Annotated in this window: 17 protein-coding genes and 1 pseudogene; 8 read left to right on the forward strand and 10 right to left on the reverse strand. The window is 64.6% G+C overall.

Features of this window, described 5'->3' with window-relative positions; genetic code table 11:
* Window positions 1–168 precede the first annotated feature (168 nt).
* Window positions 169–717: a hypothetical protein gene (locus tag ACOOHB_RS06915; RefSeq protein WP_420444065.1), complete on the reverse strand. Its 549-nt coding sequence runs from the start codon at window positions 715–717 to the stop codon at window positions 169–171.
* 113 nt (window positions 718–830) lie between these two features.
* Between ACOOHB_RS06915 and ACOOHB_RS06920 the strand changes: the two genes are divergently transcribed.
* Window positions 831–1,994 (forward strand): ISAzo13 family transposase, encoded by a 1,164-nt coding sequence (locus tag ACOOHB_RS06920; RefSeq protein ID WP_420444677.1) that lies wholly within the window; start codon window positions 831–833, stop codon window positions 1,992–1,994.
* Window positions 1,995–2,386: 392 nt separating this feature from the next.
* Here the strand turns inward: ACOOHB_RS06920 and ACOOHB_RS06925 are convergent, their stop codons facing one another.
* The 5 genes from ACOOHB_RS06925 to ACOOHB_RS06945 all read right to left on the reverse strand — a co-directional run bounded on the left by ACOOHB_RS06925 (window position 2,387) and on the right by ACOOHB_RS06945 (window position 7,660).
* The gene (locus ACOOHB_RS06925) at window positions 2,387–4,123 is read right to left on the reverse strand and encodes a ThiF family adenylyltransferase (RefSeq protein ID WP_420444066.1); all 1,737 of its coding nucleotides are present in this window, start codon (window positions 4,121–4,123) and stop codon (window positions 2,387–2,389) included.
* An 8-nt stretch (window positions 4,124–4,131) separates the two neighbouring features.
* Entirely contained in the window at window positions 4,132–5,154 is a 1,023-nt protein-coding gene (locus ACOOHB_RS06930) for an SMODS domain-containing nucleotidyltransferase (RefSeq protein ID WP_420444067.1), read from the reverse strand.
* A 1-nt stretch (window position 5,155) separates the two neighbouring features.
* On the reverse strand, window positions 5,156–6,298 hold the full coding sequence (locus ACOOHB_RS06935) for an SAVED domain-containing protein (RefSeq protein WP_420444068.1): 1,143 nt from the start codon (window positions 6,296–6,298) through the stop codon (window positions 5,156–5,158).
* Between the two features lie 284 nt (window positions 6,299–6,582).
* Complete coding sequence (locus ACOOHB_RS06940) at window positions 6,583–6,981, reverse strand: ADP-ribosylglycohydrolase family protein (protein WP_420444069.1); 399 nt, start codon at window positions 6,979–6,981, stop codon at window positions 6,583–6,585.
* Window positions 6,896–7,660: a hypothetical protein gene (locus ACOOHB_RS06945; protein ID WP_420444070.1), complete on the reverse strand. Its 765-nt coding sequence runs from the start codon at window positions 7,658–7,660 to the stop codon at window positions 6,896–6,898. The genes ACOOHB_RS06940 and ACOOHB_RS06945 overlap by 86 nt, the downstream gene beginning before the upstream one ends.
* 345 nt (window positions 7,661–8,005) lie before the next feature.
* Between ACOOHB_RS06945 and ACOOHB_RS06950 the strand changes: the two genes are divergently transcribed.
* Window positions 8,006–8,320: a hypothetical protein gene (locus ACOOHB_RS06950; protein WP_420444071.1), complete on the forward strand. Its 315-nt coding sequence runs from the start codon at window positions 8,006–8,008 to the stop codon at window positions 8,318–8,320.
* Window positions 8,321–8,770: 450 nt separating this feature from the next.
* Entirely contained in the window at window positions 8,771–9,466 is a 696-nt protein-coding gene (locus ACOOHB_RS06955) for a DUF6338 family protein (protein ID WP_420444072.1), read from the forward strand.
* A 214-nt stretch (window positions 9,467–9,680) separates the two neighbouring features.
* Here the strand turns inward: ACOOHB_RS06955 and ACOOHB_RS06960 are convergent, their stop codons facing one another.
* Complete coding sequence (locus tag ACOOHB_RS06960) at window positions 9,681–13,271, reverse strand: helicase-related protein (RefSeq protein WP_420444073.1); 3,591 nt, start codon at window positions 13,269–13,271, stop codon at window positions 9,681–9,683.
* 102 nt (window positions 13,272–13,373) lie between these two features.
* On the opposite strand from ACOOHB_RS06960, the gene ACOOHB_RS06965 reads away from it, so the two are divergent.
* Complete coding sequence (locus ACOOHB_RS06965; protein WP_420444074.1) at window positions 13,374–13,973, forward strand: HhH-GPD-type base excision DNA repair protein; 600 nt, start codon at window positions 13,374–13,376, stop codon at window positions 13,971–13,973.
* Between the two features lie 269 nt (window positions 13,974–14,242).
* Complete coding sequence (locus tag ACOOHB_RS06970) at window positions 14,243–15,994, forward strand: YfbK domain-containing protein (RefSeq protein WP_420444075.1); 1,752 nt, start codon at window positions 14,243–14,245, stop codon at window positions 15,992–15,994.
* 92 nt (window positions 15,995–16,086) lie between these two features.
* On the opposite strand, the gene ACOOHB_RS06975 is transcribed toward ACOOHB_RS06970, so the two are convergent.
* The gene (locus tag ACOOHB_RS06975) at window positions 16,087–17,685 is read right to left on the reverse strand and encodes an AMP-binding protein (RefSeq protein ID WP_420444076.1); all 1,599 of its coding nucleotides are present in this window, start codon (window positions 17,683–17,685) and stop codon (window positions 16,087–16,089) included.
* A 153-nt stretch (window positions 17,686–17,838) separates the two neighbouring features.
* Between ACOOHB_RS06975 and ACOOHB_RS06980 the strand changes: the two are divergent.
* Window positions 17,839–18,450, forward strand: a pseudogene (locus ACOOHB_RS06980) (PfkB family carbohydrate kinase); the annotation flags it as partial.
* A 129-nt stretch (window positions 18,451–18,579) separates the two neighbouring features.
* Here the strand turns inward: ACOOHB_RS06980 and ACOOHB_RS06985 are convergent.
* A complete protein-coding gene (locus ACOOHB_RS06985) occupies window positions 18,580–19,389 on the reverse strand; it encodes a class I SAM-dependent methyltransferase (protein WP_420444077.1) in 810 nt (269 codons plus the stop codon).
* Between the two features lie 65 nt (window positions 19,390–19,454).
* Between ACOOHB_RS06985 and ACOOHB_RS06990 the strand changes: the two genes are divergently transcribed.
* Window positions 19,455–21,893: a xanthine dehydrogenase family protein molybdopterin-binding subunit gene (locus ACOOHB_RS06990; RefSeq protein ID WP_420444078.1), complete on the forward strand. Its 2,439-nt coding sequence runs from the start codon at window positions 19,455–19,457 to the stop codon at window positions 21,891–21,893.
* A 62-nt stretch (window positions 21,894–21,955) separates the two neighbouring features.
* Window positions 21,956–22,843 carry a 3-keto-5-aminohexanoate cleavage protein gene (locus ACOOHB_RS06995; RefSeq protein WP_420444079.1) on the forward strand — a complete coding sequence of 296 codons (888 nt, stop codon included), beginning with the start codon at window positions 21,956–21,958 and terminating at the stop codon, window positions 22,841–22,843.
* Window positions 22,844–22,957: 114 nt separating this feature from the next.
* Here the strand turns inward: ACOOHB_RS06995 and ACOOHB_RS07000 are convergent, their stop codons facing one another.
* Window positions 22,958–23,152, reverse strand: a complete 195-nt coding sequence (locus ACOOHB_RS07000) for a ferredoxin (RefSeq protein WP_419553603.1) — start codon at window positions 23,150–23,152, stop codon at window positions 22,958–22,960.
* Between the last annotated feature and the right edge of the window lie 164 nt (window positions 23,153–23,316).

A 23,316-nucleotide genomic window follows, 5' to 3' on the forward strand; every position in this document is an offset into this window, starting at 1 on the left:
TGGTAATTCGAACGGCTCGGTATGAGCGAAAGCTATGTAACGTCGTCTTCTGAGCGTCGCACCATCCTCGAACCCATTGAATCAGTCGCGCTCCGACGAGCCCGTCGACTCAAACGTGAAACTGGCATACATTCGTGCCAAAGAGAGCAGAATGAAATCTGAGACAGCCTAGCTTCGCACCACTTTCGTACCCGATGCGATATCGTAAATTGCACGACGATCAGCATGTAAGTATCGGCAACCATAAAACAGTAACGACAGGAAATAGAGTACGGACACAATCGATTCACCCCTCGGCATTTGGCCGTTCAAGTAAAGATCACCTGCAATCAAGAGAGTGACCATCGCTAGCGGCGCGTGAAATACAGATGCTCGAATCAGGAGCGATATTGGGCGAGGACGGCTCAAGTCCTCCGCACGAACGATCCTCTCACGAAAGAACAGATGAAAGACGGTGCCTCTGAGCATGAACGCAACACCAATCTGGTAAGTAACAGAAATTGCCAAAGCCAGAATCGAGTAGGCGTACGGGCTAAACCACTCACCGGGCTCAGTCTTACCAGCAACTAAATGGATTGCCACTACCGAAACGACTACAGCCGCACCGCCTAGGGCTAGTCTGACGAGGATCTTGGCGACTTCTCGCCAATTGAACGGTGCAGTGCCATCCGTTGCATTCTCGAAGTATTCATTGAGCACTTCAATGGCCTCGGGCAATCGCCTAAAACACAAAGCCGTCGTTAGGAGCCGCCATACGTTAACTCGCGGGATGTAGTGTCAGGTGTGTGGAGCTTTCGGCGACCGATGCGAGGGTGTTCTTCGAGACCGTCATGCCTCATCTGGGCGAGCGTCAGCGGCGTGTGGTGAGCGGCGCGTTGGCCGAGGCGCTGGGCCGCGGCGGGCAGGCGTTCGTTGTGGGGGCGTCGGGGGTCTCGACCTCGACGATGTCGCGGGCGGTGCGCGAGGTGCGCGCCGGGGCCGAGCCGTGGGATCGTCAGCGCGCCGAGGGCGGCGGGGACCGCCCGGCGGTCGACAAGCAGCCCGGTCTGCTCGAAGCGCTCGACGAGCTGGTGCATCCGGTCACGCGGGGCAGCCCGATGTCGCCGCTGCGCTGGACGCTGAAGTCGACCTATCAGCTCGCACGCGAGCTCGCCGGGCAGGGCTTCAAGGCGTCCGCGGAGCTGGTGCGCCGGCTGCTGCACCAGATGGGCTACTCGCTGCAGGCGCCGGCCAAGCAGAACGAGGGAGCCGGCCACCCCGACCGCGACGCCCAGTTCGCCTACCTCAACGCGCTGGCCTCGGAGCGCCTCGCCGTCGGCGACCCGGTGATCAGCGTGGACACCAAGAAGAAAGAGCTGATCGGGTCCTACGCCAACGGCGGCGCCGAGCGCCAGCCCGCCGGGGAACCCCAGCGGGTGAGCGTGCACGACTTCGCTGATCGGGCGCTGGGCGAGTTCGCCAAGGCCATCCCCTACGGCGTCTACGACGTCGCCAACAACGCCGGCTGGGTCAACGTCGGCGACTCCGCCGACACCGCCGAGTTCGCCGTGGAGTCCATCCGCCGCTGGTGGAACACCCTGGGCCGCGACCGGTTCCCGACCGCGACCCGGCTGCTGATCACCGCCGACGCCGGCGGCTCCAACGGCTACCGGCCCCGCGCCTGGAAGTGGTTCCTCGCCCAACTCGCCGCCGAGACCGGCCTCGAGATCACCATCGTGCACTACCCGCCCGGCACCAGCAAGTGGAACAAGATCGAACACCGCCTCTTCAGCTTCATCTCCATGAACTGGCGAGGCCGACCCCTCACCGACATCGCCACGATCATCGAGCTCATCGCCTCCACCACCACCCAAACCGGACTCACCGTGCAAGCCGCCTACGACCCCGGCTGGTACCAACGCGGCATCAAGATCACCAACACACAAATGGAACAACTGCCCCTCCGCCCCCACCACTGGCACGGCGAATGGAACTACACCATCACACCCAACTGAACACGCGACCTAACTCGCGGCGGACCCTTACGCTAAGGAGCAGCGCAGTCATTCGGAGTTGGTCACGTAGCCAACCGTCTCCTACGAGATACCATCCGGCCCATGTTGTGAGAACCAACACGCAAGCCCACCTTTGGGGCTCACGCTTGAACAAGAACGTCTTGACCGCATCTGACGCAGTAAGAACGGGAACTAGCGCACCGATAGCAACTGCCGATACTAGTGCGAACGTCGATGCCTGACCCAAATGATTAAGTCGGTCAGGGTCTACAACAAGACTAATCGTAAGCGTGACAACAAATACTGCCGCTAGCCGGCCCAAACCAAAAGCACGGATCAGTATGTTATCGCTTTCGGCAAAGCCACTCCAGCCCATGTCGTCAGCAGGCATATCACCTCTCGTCCGAGCGTGGCTCTAGCACCGAGCTCGCTGCAACAGCGACTAGGGCCGGCGCGCCCAATGAGTTCGACGGAAGGCTAAAGAGATACGCGCCGGCGACGTTCCTTCGAAGCGCTTCCGACGCCAGATTCAGTGCGATCGTCGCTACAGCCATTGCGTCAGCGGCTGAACCATGAAACGTGGGGACAGAACAACCAACAGCCGGCGTGAATGGCGGATGGTCGTCACGGTTCCAAAGCACTCGGTACGGCCCCAGGGAACTGTCGTCCGCGACTTTCTCTTGCAACGCCTCGTCGAGGTCGAACGTGGTGATCGAGGGGTTGCCATGCGTGATTGTCAGAATTCCCAGCGTTGCCGTTTGATTGTCGGTAGCCAACTGAACAATTGGCACGTTGAGCTGTCCTCGCCGTTGGGCTTCATGGACGGCAGCGTTCACAGACGTGTTGACGCTTGTGTCGAAGATAAAGTCACAACTTGTAGCATCTTCTTCCAAGCCGTCTTGGGCGTACGACGATACAGCCATGACTTCACACGGATCGGATAGCAGTTTGAGCCTGTCGGCCAAGGCTTCCGCTTTTGGCCGGCCAACATCCACCTCGGTGTAATTCTGCCGGACGAGGAGTCCGCGTGTGACGAAACCGGGGTCTCGTAGCGTCACGCGCTGTGCACCAGTCCGGACGAGCAGTTCGGCCACCCAAGAGCCAAGCGCTCCGCATCCCCAAACCGCGACGCTAGAACCGGAGAATAGGGCAACAGGCCGGTCGCTGTCTCGGCGCATGGTGACATCAGGACGCTGATCATCGACGTATGTCCATTCCACAGGTGGCTCTTCGCGGCTCGACGTAGTAGTAGCGGCGCTCCGAGCCGCGGGAAGGGCCCTGGCAGCATCGCGTGCACCGAGTCTCCACCCGATGAGGTGCAGGGCCGCACAATGTCGGTGTGCAGGATTTGGGACGGCGATGACTACATGGAGAAATTGGTCTTCGCCGAGGCTTCGCAGCGCCCGGCGAATCGAAACTTCCATCACTCGTCGATGCTTCCGGTCGACCTGGTGGCGAACTGTAGTTAGAAGATCGGAGAGCAAGTGACCGCCTCCCAGCGGCAGATACTCAGGTAGCACGACGAGAACCCCTGGTAAGAGGTCGGGTTCGAAGGGCGGCACCCATGCTGCGATGTCGATTCGATTTTCGGTTCTCTGGTGAAGTCCGATGCGGTGAGCGAGGTCACCAGACGTAATCTCGGCTGGCATCGGAAGGCTCGCCACGATGGTCGGAGCACCTGGAGTGCGGTGCAGTACGCCACCAACAGCCTGATACAGCGCCGTCGCAGCATCAAACCGTCCAGCGATCGCGTCACCGAACCACTCCCAGAGCCGCAAGAGGAATCCCTGCATGCCTCGGATGGGATCCCACTCAATATTGGGATCCAGGTAGATGCATAGGCGTGATCCTTGCAGAACGTGTGGAAATCCTGCCCATCTCAGGTGCTCAACGCTTGCGCGAGGCGGGGTGCTCGGATAGCTCGGTGCGACATGAACCGTCACGCGCTCGACTGGCTCAGCGTTCAATCCAGTGTCATGACGCGGGAAGTCGGAAGTTTCGATTTCGAGCTTGAGCGCAGCACTTCCGCGCCAGTCACCCACGCCGATCAATCTGATCTGGCTTGAGTTCTTTGTGAATTCCTTCACATCCCCGACGGCAGCGAGTTGGGCATCGGTCAATCCAGCCATAGCGGTGCTCAGCCCGCTTGACCAGAACGCGATGCTCGTGAGGAGGCCATGGCACCTGCGGAGAGCCCCACCAGCGAGGTCTTCGAGGCTGGCTTCGAGGGGGCAGGTGGGTTGAACTTGTCGCCGAAGAGGTCGCGCCATTCCTTGGCCGACTTGCTGACATTGGGTTCGTCGTACGCAGCTCGCATCGCTCCAGCGATCGAGTGAATCCGGTCTCGGAAGTTCCGGTAGGTGGCATCTGTCCACCGGTGATCGAAGTTCGTGCCATCACCAGCGGGATTGGCCAGCCAGGGCTTGCTCGGCTGAGCCTGGAGCCACCGATCGAGGTCTTCGACGATGTTGACGAGCGCCGTTGGGATGTTGGCATATGTGCCGGGGGCCAACGCACTGGCATCCGTGACCTGCAGCCCGAGCACTGTCGTCAAGATGACTGACTTGACGCCGTCGAAGCTTCCACGCTCGTTTCTCAGGTACTTCATGAGCCGAACGACGCGACGGAACTGCCCTGAGGCGAGTTGGTCTCGGCGTTTCATCCAGTCCGTGAAGCCTTGCGGATTCGTCGATCCAAAAACCGGTTCCCAAGTGTTGTTGTCTCGGTTGACGATGACGCGCCGACCGCCAGCAAGGGTGACTAGCGGGACGATGTCGAGGTGGCAGCCAACCCCGTTCTCAGGCGCGTACTTGAGCCAGACGCAGCGACACTTGCGACCATGTTCCTGCTTTGAGTAAGTGGGATGGCGACCGAGGGCGTTGTACACCTCGTTGAGATAGGACCTTGGCTCCCAAACAGCCTGTTCGTCCATCAGCAGGAGGAAGTCCGCGTCGAACTCGTCGCCCGACTTGGGCCGGATGATCGTGCGCTGAGCCCAGGACCCCTGTCGTGACTTGCCCTTGATGATGCTGCCGATTTCCTCGTCGGCCTTGAGCGCCTTGTAGACGGCGTTGACACGCGACTCAAGTTTGGCGAGACGCGTGTCATCGATGTTCACGGCGTCCTTTAGGAAGTCCTTGAAGTACTCGGCGTGTTGCATGTCAATTGATCTCCATTGCTGGTTGGTACTGCCCATTCACGCGGTCGTGAAGGACAAGTTGAGGGTGGATCTCTCGGTTTGCGATGCGTCCGAGAGTGAGGCACACCGACAGAGGTGCTGCGCCTAGAACGTGAAGGCGGCTGGTGGTCTTGTGGTGCTGCTCGATGTCAGCAAATACGTCGCGAAGCGCACTCTCGGCGGACTTGAGGGTTGCGATCGAATCCACGATGTCGGCATGTGGCGTGCAGTCACCTGCGGGTATGACCCGATAGAGCCGGCAGCTCTCAAGAGACCGTGGCACCTCCTGCACGTGAACAGCCGCCGACATAGACAGCACAAGAACGGCGTCGTCAAGAGGTTCACCTTTCCGAACGACTTCGAAGGAGAACCGGTGCTCCCGCGAATCAGCCGGCCACGCCCACGATTCCGACGCTCGGTGCCGTTGGTAAATGTCGACATCGAGTTTGTCCCCGAGTCGCGCCCCGAGATATACCAGCAGCGGCCAGCGAGCCAAGGCGAACACACTGACGTGCCCAAGAGCTCCGTCCTCGACGGCTGGTGCCACCTGACGGTTCAGGATTAGGTCGATGGTCTGACGACAAGTGTCGTAGTACTCCCGGTCGCCGATGTTGGGCGACAATGCGCGTCGTAGATCGATTTCGATTCCGGCGGAATCATGGCTCAGAGGAAATCGAGCACTCCGCCCTTGAGCCAGGACGGCAGCGGCGGCAGCGGATCGATCCAGAGCGACATTGCTGTCCCCAATCATTCCGTGCATCCGGAGCACGGCTGTGTCGTAGCCCGGAGGTACCCCGAGAATCTGCGCGATTCGGCTTTCGTGCCGCTCCTTGAGTTCACGGAGCCGCTCGACGGTAAAGGCATTGAGGTTCTGAGGTGCATCGATCTCGGAGTGGCAGGACGAGCAGAGCAGGAGGAGATTGTCAGGATCGTCCCGGCTCTCAAGGGGCAGGTCATCATCACCGCGTGGCGAACGGTCGTGAATCGACCGTCCCACGATGTGTGCACGTTCGCCGCGGTATAACGCCTTTTGGGTGAACCCAGAAACGAGCAACTCGCCGTAGCACAGCGCGCAACGTCCACCGCTACGCACGAGGAGGTGCCGCGTGGTGAGTTCCTTGATCATGCGTCCTCCATGGTGACAAGGGGCTGCTACACGAATGGGGGTCGGCGCAATGCACCCCAGCTACCGCCAGAAATGCGACGGCCGAAGCGCATGAGTGGCACTAACCCCCAAAAAACCGACACCCCCTCGGCCCAGGCACCCTTAGGCGACCCGACCGAGGCTCAATAGCTTACAGGGATGTAACTTGGTGTTGGCCCGGATTCCGAATTCCTGTGTGAACCAATAACAGGTCAGCCCTGCCCGCGCGACCGGCATCGGTCGTCACCGGCGTCCCTCTTGCGTCGTCACGTCGACCACCGCAGACGAGCGAGCTCCGTGGCCGCTGCGGTCATTCTGCCGGCGTATTCGAGCCTCTCTCGCCAGCGGTTGGGTATGGCGTCGACGCCGTGCATCATGCCGAGCAGGCCGCCCGCGATGGCGCACGTGGTGTCGACATCGTCGTCCCGGTTAACCAGGCTCACGAGCACGGACTCCAGCGATTCGGGCTGCTGGATCGCCCACGCCGCGCAGGCGAGACTGTCGATCACGTACCCGCCGGTACCCAGCTGCTCGACGGACAGTGTCGCAGGCGTCTCGAGGGCGCTGCGAGTGTCGGAGTCAAGATCGAGCTGGCGGTCCGCGTCGATGGCTTGGACCGGGCTGTGGCCCTCCGGTAGCACGGCACCGATCTCGTTGTAGGCCACGCAGCTGGGGCAGGAACCCAAATGTGGCCGCCGCGAGTCCGAGCACGACTACCGCCATGGCGAGTGTCTTGTTGGCGCAGCCGGACTTGCTGGCCCCGGCCGGCTCCGAGCTGCGGTGCTGGCCGCTCTTCGGCGTGCGCTTGTGCGGCCGTTCGGGCTCTGCCACTGCGTCGGCCCCAGCAATCCGCTCGACCAGCTGCTCCTCCGCTGACCACGCCTTTTCCAGGAGCTCCGCGACTGTGCTGCGCAGGTAGTCGTGCTCCGAGGCGTCGGCGACGGCCATCAGCTCGGCATTCTCGGAGAGACCTGCAGCAGTGAGGTTGGCCGAACCCAGGAGAAACGCCTGGGGATTCCCGTGGTCATCACAAGCAGCCCAGATCTTGAGGTGCGCTTCAGACCGACCGGCTGCGTTGCGGGCCGTCCGGTACCAGTTCCGCACTTCAACATCGCTGCGTTCCACGAAGTCCACCGCGGTGCGGCGATCGACATCGGTCGCGTGCTGAAAGTTGCGGCCCTGCAAGTCACCGATCAGCAGCGTCACTGGCCGTTGCCGGGTGCGCTCGGCCAGCCACACGAGTCCCGGCACACTCGCCGAGCCCACGCAGACGAGAAGCCTCCCCTCTGGATGCGCACTCAGGAAGCGCTCGATCCGGTCCCCGGCACCCGTTCCAACAGACATACGACGCCACAAGCTAGCCCAGCCACATCAGCAGGCCTTCCTGCGACCGCGAAACTCACTTGGCCCGTTCCAGGTACCTGCCTACGGTGCCTGCTCGTGGATGCCGAGCCTCGACGCTGGCGCATTTTGCGATCAGCGCACCGACACGGCATCCCGGCAGAGGACATCTGCATGCCTATCGAAACATCACTTGGACAATTCCACAGGACGACTGCCGCATGACGCTCGTCGGACCCCGTCGGGACGGCGATCTGCTTGACGTGGGCGAGGCGTACGATTCAGTCACGGACACCGACCTCATCATCCATGCGATGCGTGTCCGTGCGAAGTACATGAGGCAACACCGTGGATCAACCCGCTGATCAGGCATCAATCGACGAATCTGACGAGTATTGGGATGAAGTCGCCGACAGGTTCGAGCAGTTCGACTGGTTGAACTCCGCCGACGAGCCTGCTCACGAGCTGTATCTCTCGCTTGCCGTTCAAGCCGAAACCACCATTGCAGAACCGACAGAGGTGAGCAGGCAGCAAATCGAGGATGCGGTCTGCTGGGCTCGACGCGAAGGCATGCGATGGGACCGCATCGCGGAGATCCTTGGTGTCACCGCCCCGGCGGCGAGGGCACGCTACGGCGAGGCCGCCAAGGCGGTTCGGGCTTAGGCGCAGGTCGTGGCAGCGTCGTCACCCCGGTTGACCAGGCTCACGAGTACGGATTTCAGCGATTCGGGCGGCACCTGCGGGAGCCTAGGGACGCCTCGCGGCGGTAGAGAGCAACCCATTGCCGGCCTGCGCCTCGCCTGGTTCCGTGACATCCCATTCCTACGTGGGCGGCGCTGACACGGCCATCCACCGTGCCGCCAGCCCATCGCTGCGCTCCCATTGCCAAACATTGCGCGGTCGCGCATTGCCACGCCCGCAAGGACCTTGAGCTCGTAGCGGCGAAATCGGCGCGCTCCCCGGCCGCACACAAAATGCCGGTGACGTGCGCCAGACGCCTCGCTACGGTCGCATGGCAATGACCGATCGCTTCCTTCCCGATCCCACGGGTGGGACCACCGCTGGCCAAGCATGGGCGACATCCGGCTGCAACACGCTGGGAAGACCGCTTCGATGACCTCGTTGCTCCTGAGCGTGCTCGTGCTCGGATTGGTGCTACTGCCAGGCGCGTGCGCGGCATGGGGGTACCGCAGGCACACATTGAGCTACGGCAACCGCCTGCGCGACTGGCTGCTGCGTCTCGGTGGACTCTCTGCCGCGCTATGGACCGCCGGCAGTTGGCCCGCGTACTGGGTCTTCGCGAACTACTGGGAGCCATTCACCTCTGGTGAAACGATTCCGCGCGCCCTGGCGCTCGTGCCAATCGCGTACCTTCTCGTGCCGCTCGCAGCCGGTTGGACTGTCGGTCGGGCTGTGGCAAGAGACAAGCGGTGGGCGATACTGCTGCTCGGCTCGCGACGCGCTCCACGCGCTTGGGATCACTTGTTCGAACGACAACGATCTGGCTTCGTGCGCTGCCGGTTGAAGTCCGGCGCTTGGATCGGAGGGCTCTTTGACAACACTGGGTCACCAGCTTCCTACGCCGCCGGCGAAGCAGATGCACTCGACCTCTACGTGGGCCGCGCACTGCACCTCGACCAGCAGTCCGGTGCAATCATCTTTCGCTCCCAAGACAGGCTGGACAGTGCAGCGATCGGTGACACCGCGAGGCCCGACTTCACCGGCGGAGGCCTTCTCATCAAGTGGGAAGAGGTGGAGTATCTTGAGTTCGTCAACACGGAGTCGACTTCGGACTCCAACGACAGCTGATGGAAGAAGTGGACTTCACGATGAGCGACAGGGCCCGAGATAAGCCGCGTCACGAACACGTAGAGCGCCAAGGCGGGTACGCGCCCAAGGGTGCTGCCGATGTCTCAAAGCTGCCGAAGGGTCCTGCGCCCGGAGGAGAGCCGTCGTCGCAGGGTGGCAGCAGCGACGGGAAAACGTCGTAGCACCTCGCGCCATGGCTGCGGCACCGGCGGCTTCAGCAGGGTGGGCTGGCGTCGGCGAGGAGGGTGGCGACCTTCAGCGGGACGCTTGTTTGGGCTGGGTGCATGATCACGCCGGCAAATGGCGTGACCAAGTACGCGACACGTGGCTCAGCGGCGGGGTCGTCGGGCACTGATACCACGGCGAGCCGCCAGCGTTCGGGGTCGTTCTGGGCCCGGCGCACCTGACGAGCGCTGACGTGAATCTCTTCAGTCCGAGGCAAATGGCCCTTGACCTCTATGAAGTAGTGGTCGCCCGTCGCGGGGTCAACTGACATCACGTCGAACCCTGGGTTGTTGTGCGCTTGTTCCTGCGGGATACGTCCCAACTCGCGTTCGGCTGCCAGGACCGCGGCGACTGCTCGCCGGTCGGTTTCCATCTTGTCGGCGACCGCTTCGACGTCGGGTGGCGAACCGGACAGTGCGTCGACCAATCCTTGGGGCACGATCACTGCCGCCGCGACCACGGTCGGCGGGCTGCTGTGCAAGTCGGCCTCGGTGTCGAGCTCGGCACGGCGGCGGGCCATGCGAGTCTCCAGCTCGTCGGCACGCGCCCGGGCACGACCTGAGTTCAGCCTGGGCTTGCCGCCGGCGATTTCCTGCGCCTTGATCTCGTTTGCTCTCCGATCCCAGTAACGGATCTCGGATTCGAGACGCTGGCGCACCGCTTCGCTTACGCGCGCCACCCGGCCGCGCACTATGGCCGCTACCGATTCGAGGTGCGGGCCAGCGAGATGTTCGATTGCCCAATCGCGGGCGACCGATTCGGCGGCCGGCCCTGCCCACGACGTTTCCAGCCGGTCGGCCAGCAAGCTCTCCTGGTCGCCGGCCGGCGGTGCATAGACCAAGTACGGCTCCGCTCCAGGGTCACGGGCGTTTCCAAGTTCGTCCACCTCCACGTATTGGAACCGACGTGACACGACCTGGCGGGCACCGTTCACGATGCGACCGTCGGTAACAACATGATCCAAGTACACGAGCAGCCGAGGTTCGGTCGACGGATCCGCTGGATCAACCAGGACCGTTCCACGCTGCAGCGACTCGCCCCAGTCGGTGAGCACTTTGGACGCCACCACACTCAACAGCGCGCTGCCGGGAGAGATCAGCTCCGCACGATCACCGGCGGCCCCAGACAACTTGCCAGCGATCTCGGCATCCGGCAGCACATGGTTCTTGTCGAACGTCACCCGTGCGTATCGGTCATGCACCGGTCCGAGCGTCGGGTCGGCACTCGACCGTACCGCGGCAGGGACGCGGGTGACCTCGTATCGACTGTCTTCGCGGCCGGCGATGCGACCTCCATACAGCCGTAGCGCCTCGGTGAAGAAGTCGTGCACGAACCACGGCTGAAGCCGCCGAGCACGGGATTCTTCCATCTGGCGGCGGATTTCGTCGTTGGCGGACGGGTCGGCCAGTCCCGCCACGAGCGCCCGTTCCTCGAGCACTTCGCGGAGCTGCTCACCGATGCCACTGTCGATGACCTTGTCCATCCAAGCGGCATGCGCGGGGTCGGTGTCGGCTCGGATGGCATCGATCAGCAGTTCCCGCAGCGAGACGTTGATCTGGGCATCGCCCAGCACGTCGTACACCTGGTCGCCATACACCTGACGCTGTTGCTCAATCTTGGCGAACAGCCGCTCGAACACCTGGCCTTCCCGGGTCCGGTGCGCGACCAAGTTCCAAAGATGGCAAGGCCGACGCTGACCGATCCTGTGGATGCGGCCGAACCGCTGCTCGATGCGGTTCGGGTTCCACGGCAGGTCGTAGTTGACCATCATGTTGGCGACTTGCAGATTGACGCCTTCGCCGGCGGCATCGGTGGCTACCAGCACCGACACGGTCGGATCGACTCGGAAGCGATCCTGAGTGGTTCGGCGGTCCTGCCGTCTGATGCCGCCGTGGATCGTGACCACCGCTTCGGGACGGCCCAATTCGGCGGCGATCCGCCCGGCGACATAGTCGAGAGTGTCGCGGTGCTCGGAGAACACGATCAGCTTGCGGCGGTCGTCGCTTGCGCCAGAGGCTGCATTGAAATGCTCGGAGCGCAGCAGATCCCGCAGTCGAGTCCACTTCGCATCCACGCCGCTGTTTCGGACCCGATCAGCCATCTCCACGAGGCCCTTCAGGACGACAACCTCCGCCTCGAGCTCGTCAGCGGTGGCCGCAGCCGAGGCGGCGTCCACAGTGACGCTCTCCAGCTCTTCGAGCTCGGCTTCGTCGAAGTCGTCGAAGTCAAAGTCCTCCAAGTCGGCGACCCGCACTCCCCGCGGCAGTTCGAGCACCGGAATCGGCTCGCCAGTGGCGGCCAAGCGACGCATCTCGGCGGCCTGTCCGGCCAGACGATCGCGGCGCCGGCGCAGGGACTCGTAGATCGCTGCCGGGGATGACGCCAGCCGTCGTTGCAGCCCCGCAAGTGCGAACCCGACGATCACGCCACGCTGCCGGTCACCTTCCTCTCCCATCCGGGCGGCGCGGTTCATCTCTTCGCGGACGTATGTGGTGACCGCTTCGTAGAGCTCGGCCTCGGGCTCTGACAGGTCGAATTGCAGGCTGTGGGCGTGGCGCTTGGTGAACAGCGGCTTGCCCTCGAACGTTCGCAAGTTCTCCTTGACCAGACGGCGCATGACGTCGCTGACATCGGGAACCTCAGCGGCTCCCCCGCTGCCGTTGGTGGCGCGCAGCCGTCCCTCGAACCGCTCGGGGTCGATGAGCGTCATGAAGGCCAAGAAGTCCTCGTTCTTGCCGTTATGGGGAGTTGCCGTCAGCAGGAGGAAGTGGCGGGCACAGTCGCGCAACACCTCGCCGACGATGAAGCGCTTTGTGCGGCGCAGCTCGTCGCCATAGCGGTGCGCGGACATCTTGTGCGCCTCATCGACGACTACGAGATCCCACTCCGAAGCGCCCAGACGCGCAACCAGATCTTCCGAGCGGGCGATTTGGTCGATGCGGGCGATGAGCAGGTTCCGTTCGACGAAGGGATTGCCGGTGCGTGACGCCTCGACGGTCTCACGTGACATCAATTCGAAGCTCAAGCCGAACTTGTCCCACAGCTCGTCCTGCCACTGCTCGACGAGGCTGCCCGGCGCCACGATGAGGCACCGAGTGACGTCGCCACGCAGCATCAGCTCACGAATGAGCAGACCGGACATGATCGTCTTGCCCGCGCCCGGGTCGTCAGCGAGGAGAAATCGAAGCGGCTTCTGAGTGAGCAGGCGGTTGTAGACGGCTTCGATCTGGTGCGGGTAGGGCTCAATGTTCGACGTATCGACCGCGGCGAATGGGTCGGCGAGGTGGGCCATCTGCATTCGCCGGGCTTCAGACGCCAGCTTGAACATGGCACCGTCAGCGTCGAAGGACCAAGTGCTCTGCGAAGCCGGGCGAATCTCGGCGAGATCGGTCTCTGTGATGAGCCGTTCGCCGAGACGGTTCTCCGCCGTGCGATACGTGAGCGTCGCCGATCCCGGACCGTGAATGTCGACGGCAACGACGGTGACATCTGTTCCCGCCACCACGCCAGCGAGTCGCATCCCGGCAGCCAAGTCACTGAGTTCCATCGCCATGCCGTCGCCAAACCGCTGTGTCGCCAAGGCTGATCCCCACCGGACCGGCCGCCAGGCTCTGCCGCAGGGTACGCCCGCAGCGCGCCCGGCTCCGCCTTCAACCTCACTGGCAGCAGTAGCTTTCGGCCCATGGGAAGCAGCGAGGGCGAAGACAGAGGAACGCTGGCGGTAACGGGAGATGCCGAGGCCGACCAGCTGCTGCTGGAGGACCCGTTTGCGCTGCTGCTGGCGATGATGCTGGACCAGCAGATCCCCATGGAATGGGCCTTCAAGGGCCCGGCTCGGCTGGCAGAGCGGCTTGGCGATCAGTTCTCGGTCACAGCCATCGCAGCGATGGACCCCGACGAGCTGGAGGCTGTCTTCAAGGAGAAGCCAGCGCTGCACCGCTTCCCCGGATCGATGGCCCGCCGCTGCGGTGAGCTGACCCGCCACATTGCCGAGCACTACGACGGCGACGCCGGTGCCATCTGGGCCGACGTGCGCAGCGGCAAGGCGCTGTACGACCGGCTGCGCGCCCTGCCCGGCTACGGCGACGAGAAGGCCAAGATCTTCGTGGCCATCCTGGCCAAGCGTTTCGGGGTCGCTCCCCGGGGCTGGAAGGCCGTTGCCGGCCCGTTCGCCGACCGCCAGCCTCGCTCGGTAGCCGACATCGACGGCCCAGACGCCCTCGTCGAAGTGCGCGCCTGGAAGAAAAACCAGAAGGCCGCGGGCAAGTCCAAGCAGGACTGAACCGCGCGGAGTTTCTCCCCGGAGTCGCCAGATTCCGGCACAACGCAAGCGACTCGCTCGGCGCGACTGCGCGCCGTCAAACGCTGTGTATTGATGCGCTTGTGTGTCAGCCGGCTGTCACAAATTGCGTTCCGGTGACAAGACCGTTGCTCATCTGAAATTGACGGAACGCAGTCCCCCACACCGGCGTCGGGCCACCAAGTCGCACTTCCAGCAGCAGTGCTGCAGGGCGAATGCGGCTGAAGGAATCCGACACAAGGGGGACAGAAATGTTGAAGACCCGCACACCGAAACGCACTCGCCGCAGTGCCGGCAAAGCCGCTTGGCGGATTGCTGTCGCATTGGCGGCGCTCTGCCTGCTGGCGGTGGCCTGCACGGCAACCGACGACGCAGACGACACAACTGCGGTCGACACGGAGACTGAGTCCACCGACCGCGCCACGCCCGTGACGGCAAGTTCATCCAGCAGGGCGGATGAACAGATGGACGAGGCTGACGACGAGGAAGAAATGTCCGACGAATCTTCGTCGGGGCTGTCTTCGAGCGGCAGTCGCACCGAGACCGAGTCAGCTGAGTCTGCGGAATCTGAGCACGAGCCGTTCCAGCCAACGCAACGGCGCCGCACCGAACCGGACAACTTCGTCGACTACGGCATCAACCCGTTTGTCGACACCGCCGACGACCCGTTCTCGACGTTTGCGCTCGACGTGGACACCGCTTCGTACACGATCGCTCGCAACTTCCTCGACGGCGGCCAGCTGCCGCCCTTCGAGGCAGTCCGGGTCGAGGAGTTCGTCAACTACTTCGACGGCGGCTACCGGGCTGAGATCGACGAGTTCGCCATCAGCGTCGATGCCGCGCCATCGCCGTTCGCGGACAGCGGCGACCTTCTGCTGCGTGTGGGCGTTCAGGCCCCGCACGTGGTGTCCGACGCAATTCGTCCCGACAGCATCATCCTGGTTCTCGACAGCTCGGGTTCGATGAATGAAGAAACCGGCACACAGGCTGACCGGACTCGACGAATCGATCTGGTCCACGACGCCGTTGACCTGCTGCTCGGAGGGCTGGAGCCTGACACCAGGGTCGGCGTGGTTGCCTACGAGAGCAGCGCTCGCACGGTCGCCCGGCCAGCCGCCCTCGGCCGGAACTACGACGACCTGTTCCGTCGCATCCAAACCGAAGTGCAGCCCGGCGGCAGCACGAATGTGGCGGCCGGACTCTCGACCGGTTACCGCATGGCCGATAGCGAAGCTGCCGCTGGACGCAACGTGCTGGTGCTGCTGTTCTCTGACGGCGTCGCCAACGTCGGCGCAACCGAGACTGATCGGATCCTGCGACAGCTCGGCGAGCGCTCCGACATCGGCCTCTCCACCATCGGCGTCGGCCTCGGCCCGTTCAACGACGAGCTGATGGAGCAGCTGGCCAACCGTGCCGATGGTTCGTATCACTACATCGACGATGAGGATGAGGCCTGGCGGCTGCTCGGCGGCGATGTGACGTCGTTCGTCTCAGTCGCCGCTCGCGACGCCAAGGTCCAGGTCATCTTCAATCCCGACACGGTGGCCGCCTACCGGCTGATCGGCTTCGAGAACCGCGACGTGGCCGATCGGGATTTCCGCAACAACGCTGTTGACGCCGGAGAGGTCGCCATCTCTCAGAGCGCAACCGCGCTCTATGAGCTGACACTTGTCGATCCCGACAGCAGGAGTCGACGCAGCAACGAGACGCTCGCCAAAGTCACGTTGCGCTACGAGCGGCCCGCCAGCGAGGCCATCACCGAGGTGTCCGCCACGATCAGAGAACAGAACCCGCATCGCAGCTTCGAGGACGCCGACCGGCACTTCCGCCTGGCTGCGGTGGCCGCCGAATTCGCAGAGGTCCTCCGCGAGAGCTGGTTCGCGGACGATCCGTCGATGCGCACCCTGCGCAGGGAGGCCGACATGGTTGCCCGGGACTTCCGTGGCGACCCCGACGTGGCAGAGCTGGCCCGCCTCATCGCCGCCGTCCAACGCCTGCGGTAGAAGGATTCGGGCCGGGCGGCCCCGCAAAGACGATGCCCCGGCGGCGCTCCCCGGCTCAGGAGCGACTGCCGGGGCGTCGCCGCGCCGTTGCGCTAGGCGCCAAGGCGCTCGGCGGCCTGTTCTCGCAGCTCGTTCTTGAGCACCTTGTTGGACGGATTCATCGGCAGCGCATCCACGATCCAAAAGTGCCGCGGGACCCGGTAGTTGGCCATCTGCTCTCGACACCACGCACGCAGCGCATCCGCTTCCGGAACGCCGGCGGGCGACGGCACCACGAACGCCGCTCCGACCTCGCCGAGGCGTTCGTCGGGCACGCCGACAACCGCCACCTGGCCGATCTGCGGGTGCTCGGCCATCACCTTCTCGATCTCGGCGGGATACACGTTGAAGCCGCCGTTGATGAACATGTCCTTCTTGCGGTCGGTGACGTCGATGTAGCCCTGCTCATCCATCACGCAGATGTCGCCGGTATGCAGCCAGCCGTCTTCGTCAATTGCTTCGGCGGTGGCGACCGGATCATCGAGGTAGCCCGCCATGACGTTGAACCCGCGCACGAGGATCTCGCCCGGCTGCCCGAGGGGCAGATCCCGACCTTCGTCGTCGACGATGCGCAGCTCGACGCCGCCGAGTGCCCGCCCGCTCGTGGTGGCCACCAGTTCAGGCGGATCGTCCGCCGCGCAGATCGCTGCCAGGCCGTGCGTCTCGGTCATGCCGTATCCCGTGAGTACGGTCTCGAATCCGAGCCGTTCGCGCATCGCCACCACTGTCTCCACCGGGATGGCCGCAGCCCCCGTGAGCGACGAGCGCAGGCTCGAGGTGTCGTAGTCGTCGAGGCCGGCAAAGTTGATGAGCGACTGAAAGATGGCAGGCGGCCCCGGCAGGATCGTGATCTTCTCGTCCTGGACGCGCTGCAGCACCGATTCGACGTCGAAGACGGGATGAGGGTGGATCGTTGCGCCGTGCATGATGCACGGCGTGATGCCAGCGGAGAAGCCGAACGCGTGGAAGAAGGGGTTCACGACCAGCATCCGGTCGCCCTGGCGCATGCCGAGCTCGGCGGCGTACTGGGCGAAGTTCCGCAGCACCGGCGCATGGTGCACGAGCACACCCTTGGGCAGGCCGGTGGTTCCGGAGGTGAACATCACCAATCCGAGGTCCTCGCCCGAGGCCGCTGCACATCGACATGCCGCCTCGTCTGCGGCGTCTGGTGTGGCCCGTGACGCAAATTCCGCATAGGAGACCGTGCCCGTCCGTGCCTCGCCGCGCAGTATGACAACGTCCGTCAACGAGGGGACCGTGTGACCCCCGTCGGCCGCCTCGTTGAGATCCTTCACGTAGTCGTAGCCGAGGAATCCCGCCACGGTGAACAACACCTTGATCTTGGACTTGCTCAGCACGAACGCGGCTTCGCGTCCCTTGAAGCGGGTGTTCACGGGCACGAGCACCCCGCCGGCACGCAGCGTCCCCATAGACGCGATCACCCATTCCCAGGCGTTCGGTGCCCAGATGCCCACCGTGTCGCCCGGCTCCAGGCCTGACGCCACCAGCGCCGCGGCACACTCGTCGGACAACCGCTTGATTTCCGCGAAACTCACCGACACGTCACCGTCCCGGATCGCCTCCGACTCGCCGAACAGGTCAGCTGCCCGGTCAACGAGATCGGGATAGTTGTCGGGAATCGCGTCAGACATGGCGGACAGTCTCGCGGCTAGCCCGCGCCATTTCATTGCTGTTGCCAACGAGACTGCTGCGATGGAGGCTGCGCAGTGATCGTGTGCTGCGGTGAGGCGCTGGTCGATGTACTCGACGGAGATGACGCCCGTTCCGTGCCAGGCGGCGGGCCAATGAACACAGCGATCGCGGCCGCCCGCCTCGGGGCGACGAGTGCATTCGTGGGTCGGGTGTCCACCGATGCCTCAGGCGAGCGCATCTGGAGTCACCTGCAGAACAACGGCGTCGACCTGCGTGGCTGCGAGCGCGGGCCCGAACCGACGGCGAGGGCGATCATCAGCCTTGCGCCAACCCCGTCATTCCATTTCGAAGGCGACAACACAGCCGACACTGCGCTCGAAGCAGCGAACTTGGCTGCGCTGGGCGCCGGCCCTCACATCCTGCACGGAGGCACGCTGGGCATGTTCCGCGGCCGTACCGCTGAAGTGCTTGCCTCGCTCGCCGAACGTCACGACGGCCTCGTCTCGCTCGATCCCAATGTGCGGCCCGCCATCATCGGCGACCGGGGCCGCTGGGATCACTTTCACGAACGGTGGCTGGAGGTGGCTGACCTCTACCGGGCCTCCGACGAGGACTTGGCGTGGATCTGGCCCGGTCGTGCGACTGATGACTGCGCTGTGGAGCTGCTTGCCGGTCGAATCTCAACGGTGATCGTGACCCGCGGCCGCCACGGCGTCACCGTGTACACGGCCGAAGGCCAACTCGACGTGTCGGCACCGCCCGTCGAAGTTGTCGACACTGTCGGCGCCGGCGACTCATTCGTGGGCTCGGTGCTTGTATCTCTCTGGAACCTGTTCAGGGCCGACCGGCCCACGACGCCTGACTCGGTGAGCAGATGGCGTCGCAGGACTCGGTCAGCTGACCTGAGCCAGCACCTCACAGTGAATGAAGTGGAAGTAGCCGTCGGGATCGTCCGCCCACGTTTGCCAGCCGGCGGCGATCTGTTCCATCTCGTCGGACGTCGCATAGCCGTATTCGACGGCCTGGCGGGCGAAGCTGGTGTGCAGGCAGCGATCGGCCCACGAGTAGCCCCAGTTCTGGCGAGCCTCGGGGGTCCAGAACTGCCACGCCGATGCCGACATCTGCACACCCGGCATTCCTGCGGCGCGGAACCATGAGTACAGGTGACGGCCGGCATCGGGCTCGGCGCCGTTGTGGCGACACACCTGCCGGTACACCTCCCTCCAGCGTGTGATCTCGGTGCTGGATGGGTAGCCCCGCATCGTGGAGTAGTCGGAGTCGCGCACTGCCACCCAGCCGCCGGGGCGCACCACCCGAGCCATCTCCGACAGTGCGGCCACGGGGTTCGACAGGTGCTGCATTACCTGATGTGCGTAGGCCACATCGAAGCTGTCGCTGGCATACGGCAGCTCGTACACCGACGCTTCGGCCAGCGTTACATTGCCGATGCCCGCGTCGGCGACCGTGGTTGCGGCGGTGGCCAGAATCTCGGGGCCTACTTCGATGCCGGTGACGTGACCATTGGTTGCCCAGCGGGCGAGACCGACGGTGATCGAGGCCGGACCGCAGCCCACGTCCAGAACCTGCGAGTCTGCATGGACTACGTGGCGTGCGAACGATGCGCAGTCCTCCGCGGTCCGCCGTGCATGCTGGGCCACGACAGCGGGCTGGTGGCCGTGGGTGTACACGTCGCCGCTGGTCACCGCGGCAGCGTAACGAGCCAGAGATCCCGGCCGGGCTTGCGAGGTCGTGGCTAGCCTCGCCGCCCATGGCTGGATCGATCCTGGGCAACGAAGTTCGACGAACCGAAGACCCTGAGCTGCTCACGGTCGGCGGGCGCTACGTCTATGACCACACCGCCAACGGCATGTGCCATGCGGTATTCGTCCGCTCCCCCGTCGCACACGCGCACATCGGGGACATCGATGCAAGCGAGGCTGAGCGGGCACCAGGGGTCGTTGCGGTGTTTACCGAGGCTGAGCTGGGCGTTGCCCCCCACCACGGCTTCGTCAAGGTTGCCGACGAATTCGCCCGCCCCCCGCTGGCGACCGGCAAGGTGCGCTTCGTGGGCGAAGCGGTGGCCGTCGTCGTGGCCGAGTCCCTCGCCGAAGCCACCGATGCAGCCGAGCTCGTTGCGGTCGACTACGAGCCGCTGCCCGCAGCCGCAGACGCCGAGGCTGCGCTTGCTCCCGGCGCTCCGGCGCTCTTCGACGAGCGGCCGAACAACGTCGCCACCGAGATCACCGACCCGCCTGGCATCGATCCGCTCGACGGGGCATCCCACGTTGTCCGGGGCCGCTACGTGAACCAGAAACTGGCAGCGGTGCCGTTGGAGCCGAACTCGTGCGCTGCCATGCCGGGCGATGACGGTCGCATGACCGTGTACTGCGCGACTCAGATGCCTCACCTCACCAAGATGCAGCTTGCCGGCGCGCTCGGATGGGAGCCGCAGCGACTGCGCGTCATCGCCCCCCATGTCGGAGGCGGCTTCGGCGCCAAGGCCGGGCTCTACCACGAGCACACCGTGGTAGCAGCGCTGGCGGATCGGCTGGGCCGCCCGGTCACCTGGACGCCGGGACGCAGTGAAGACATGACCACGCTGGCGCACAGCCGTGCTCAGGTGCAGTACGCCGAGCTGGGCGTGCGGGACGACGGCACGTTCACCGGGCTCCGGGTCCGGTTGGTGGGCGACACCGGCGCTTACCCCAACATCGGCACGATGCTGCCAGCGGGCACCAAGCGGATGTCAAACGGCACCTACGCATTTCCGGCCATCCGCTTCGACGTCGTGACGGCCGTGACGAATACGACACCGACCGGCGCGTACCGGGGTGCCGGCCGACCCGAGGCGGCCGCGCTGCTCGAACGGCTCGTCGATCAGGCCGCGATCGAGACCGGCATCGATCCCATCGAGATCCGCCTGCGGAACTTCATCTCGCCCGACGCCTTCCCGTTCGACACGCTCACCGGCGTCACCTACGACAGCGGCGACTACGCCTTGCCCTTGCGACGTGCCGTCGAGCTGGCCGGCTACGACGAGTTGCGGGCCGAACAGACACGGCGTCGTGAACGCGGCGACGTGCGCCAGCTCGGCATCGGCATCGCCAGCTTCGTGGAGATCACTGCCGGCGGGCTGACCAGCGAGTTCGCCGCAGTGCGCATCGAGCCCGACGGCGGGGCCACGATCCGCGTCGGCACCAGCGCCCACGGCCAGGGTCACCAGACGACGTTCGCCCAGATCGTCTCTGCGCGCACCGGGATCGACCATGAGCGCATCGGGTTCGTCCAGTCCGACACCGACTTGGTGCCCCGCGGCGGCGGCACCGGCGGTTCGCGTTCGGTTCAGGTCGGCGGTTCGGCCGTGTCCAACTCCACCGATGTGCTCGTCGAACGGGCGCAGCTACTGGCAGCACACCTGCTCGAGGCGAGCGTCGACGACATCGTGCTCGACACCGAGGAGGGCACCTTCAGCGTTGTGGGCGTCCCGGCACGCTCGGTGGACTGGGCAGAGCTCGCCGTTGCGGTGGACAGCGCACCCGACGGCCTGCTGGGCGAGCCCACCGCGGCCGAGGCCACGGCGGCCGAGCGGGGCGAGCCCATCGACCCGGGACTCGCCGCGCAGCTCGATTTCGACCAGGGACACGCCAGCTTCCCCTTCGGGGCTCACATTGCCGTCGTGGAGGTCGACACCGACACCGGCGAGGTCCACTACCTACGCCACATCGCCGTCGACGACGCGGGCACCGTCATCAATCCGCTGCTGTTTGCAGGCCAGCAGCACGGCGGCATCGCCCAAGGCGCTGCGCAGACGCTGTACGAGGAAGTCATTTACGACACCGACGGGAACCCCCAGACAGCCACCCTTATGACGTACCTGTTCCCGTCCGCTGCGGAGTTTCCGAGCTTCGAAGTCCACAACACAGTGACGCCCTCACCGCTCAACCCGCTGGGCGCCAAGGGCATCGGCGAGGCCAGCACAATCGGCTCCACACCGGCGCTGCAGAACGCCGTCATCGATGCAGTGGCCCACCTCGGCGTGCGACACATCGACATGCCGATGAGTCCCCAACGCGTGTGGGACGCGATTGCCGCGGCCAAGGCGGGCAACCCGGCAGATCCGTGGCGGGAGCCGCCGGCGATCTTCGCTGCGTTGGCAGCCGGCCAAGAGGTCGATCCCGAAGGGCTCGCAGCGGCCGAAGGGATCTGAGCGCTGTGCGACAATCTGCAGAATGACGAAGCGGCGACGCGCTTTCAGAAAGGCTGCTGCTCATGCCTGACGTCTTCATCACCTGCGCCGTCACGGGCGCCGCCGACACCGTCGACAAGTCCGACAAGGTGCCGTACAAGCCCGCCGACATAGCCCAGAACGTCATCGAAGCCGCCCAAGCGGGCGCTGCGATCTGTCACATCCACGTGCGTGATCCCATCACTGGTGACGCCGGGCGCGACGTGGACTGCTACCGCGAAGTGGTGGAGCGCGTGCGTGCATCAAGCACCGACGTCGTACTGAATCTCACGGCGGGCATGGGCGGCGACTTCGTGATTGGCTCGGTGGAGCAGCCGTTGCCTCCCGATCCGCTGCGAACTGACATGGCGGGCGCCACCGAGCGACTGGCTCACGTGCGCGAGCTGCTGCCGGAGATCTGCACGCTCGACTGCGGAACGATGAACTTCGGCGAGGGCAACTACGTGGCAACCAACACCCACGACACGCTCATGGAGATGGCCCGCCAGATCCAAGCGCTGGGGGTTCAGCCAGAGATCGAGGCCTTCGACACAGGTCAGCTGTGGGAGGCCAAGGCGCTCGTGGAGGCTGGGGTCATCGAGGCCCCGGTCATGGTGCAGCTATGCATGGGCATTCGGTGGGGCGCCCCGCCGGACCTGAACACGTTCATGGCGATGGTCAACAACGTGCCCGATGACTGGACGTTCTCAGCGTTCGCGCTGGGGCGCGACCAGCTGCCATACGTTGCGCTTGCGGCCGTTGCCGGTGGCAACGCGCGGGTAGGCCTCGAGGACAACCTGTATCTCGAACGCGGCCAGCTCGCTACAAACGCCAGCCTGACCGCCCGGGCGAAACAGATCCTCGAAGCGATGAACTGCCGGGTGATCGGTCCCGAAGAGGTCCGCGACAATTTGGAACTGAAGCGGCACTGAGCGTTCTCTGTTCCGCCGGCCTCCCCGCGGCAGCCGACGAGCGGGGCTCAAGCCGCTGCTCGGCTGCGTTGCACCGGTGGTTTGCGTCGGGCCGCAAGCGGCCCGTACGGGGCGCTATTCCTCGATGATGACGGCGTATTCGGGGCAGTTCGCAGCGGCCAGCCGAGCCTTGTCCTCGAGGCCTGCGGGCACTTCGCCGTCGCCGGCGGCGGTGGCGTAGCCGTAGTCGTCCACGTCGAACAACTCCGGCGCCAGCGAGTAGCAGCGGTTGTGGCCCTGACACTTATCGGCATCCACGCTGATCCGCACAAGCAATCCTCCCTGCAGCCCCCTGGGCCTGCCGTCGTCGCGCCAGGCGCATCGACCCGGCAGGTCCGAAGTTAGCGGGCCGCCGGCCACGTCCCGCTTGCGGTGGGCGCGCGATTCGGTTCCGGCAGCGGCAATAGCGGTCCCGTAGCCTTGCGATGTCCACG

The sequence above is a fragment of the Candidatus Poriferisodalis sp. genome, from assembly GCF_965215815.1.
Taxonomy (GTDB): Bacteria; Actinomycetota; Acidimicrobiia; order Acidimicrobiales; family Poriferisodalaceae; genus Poriferisodalis.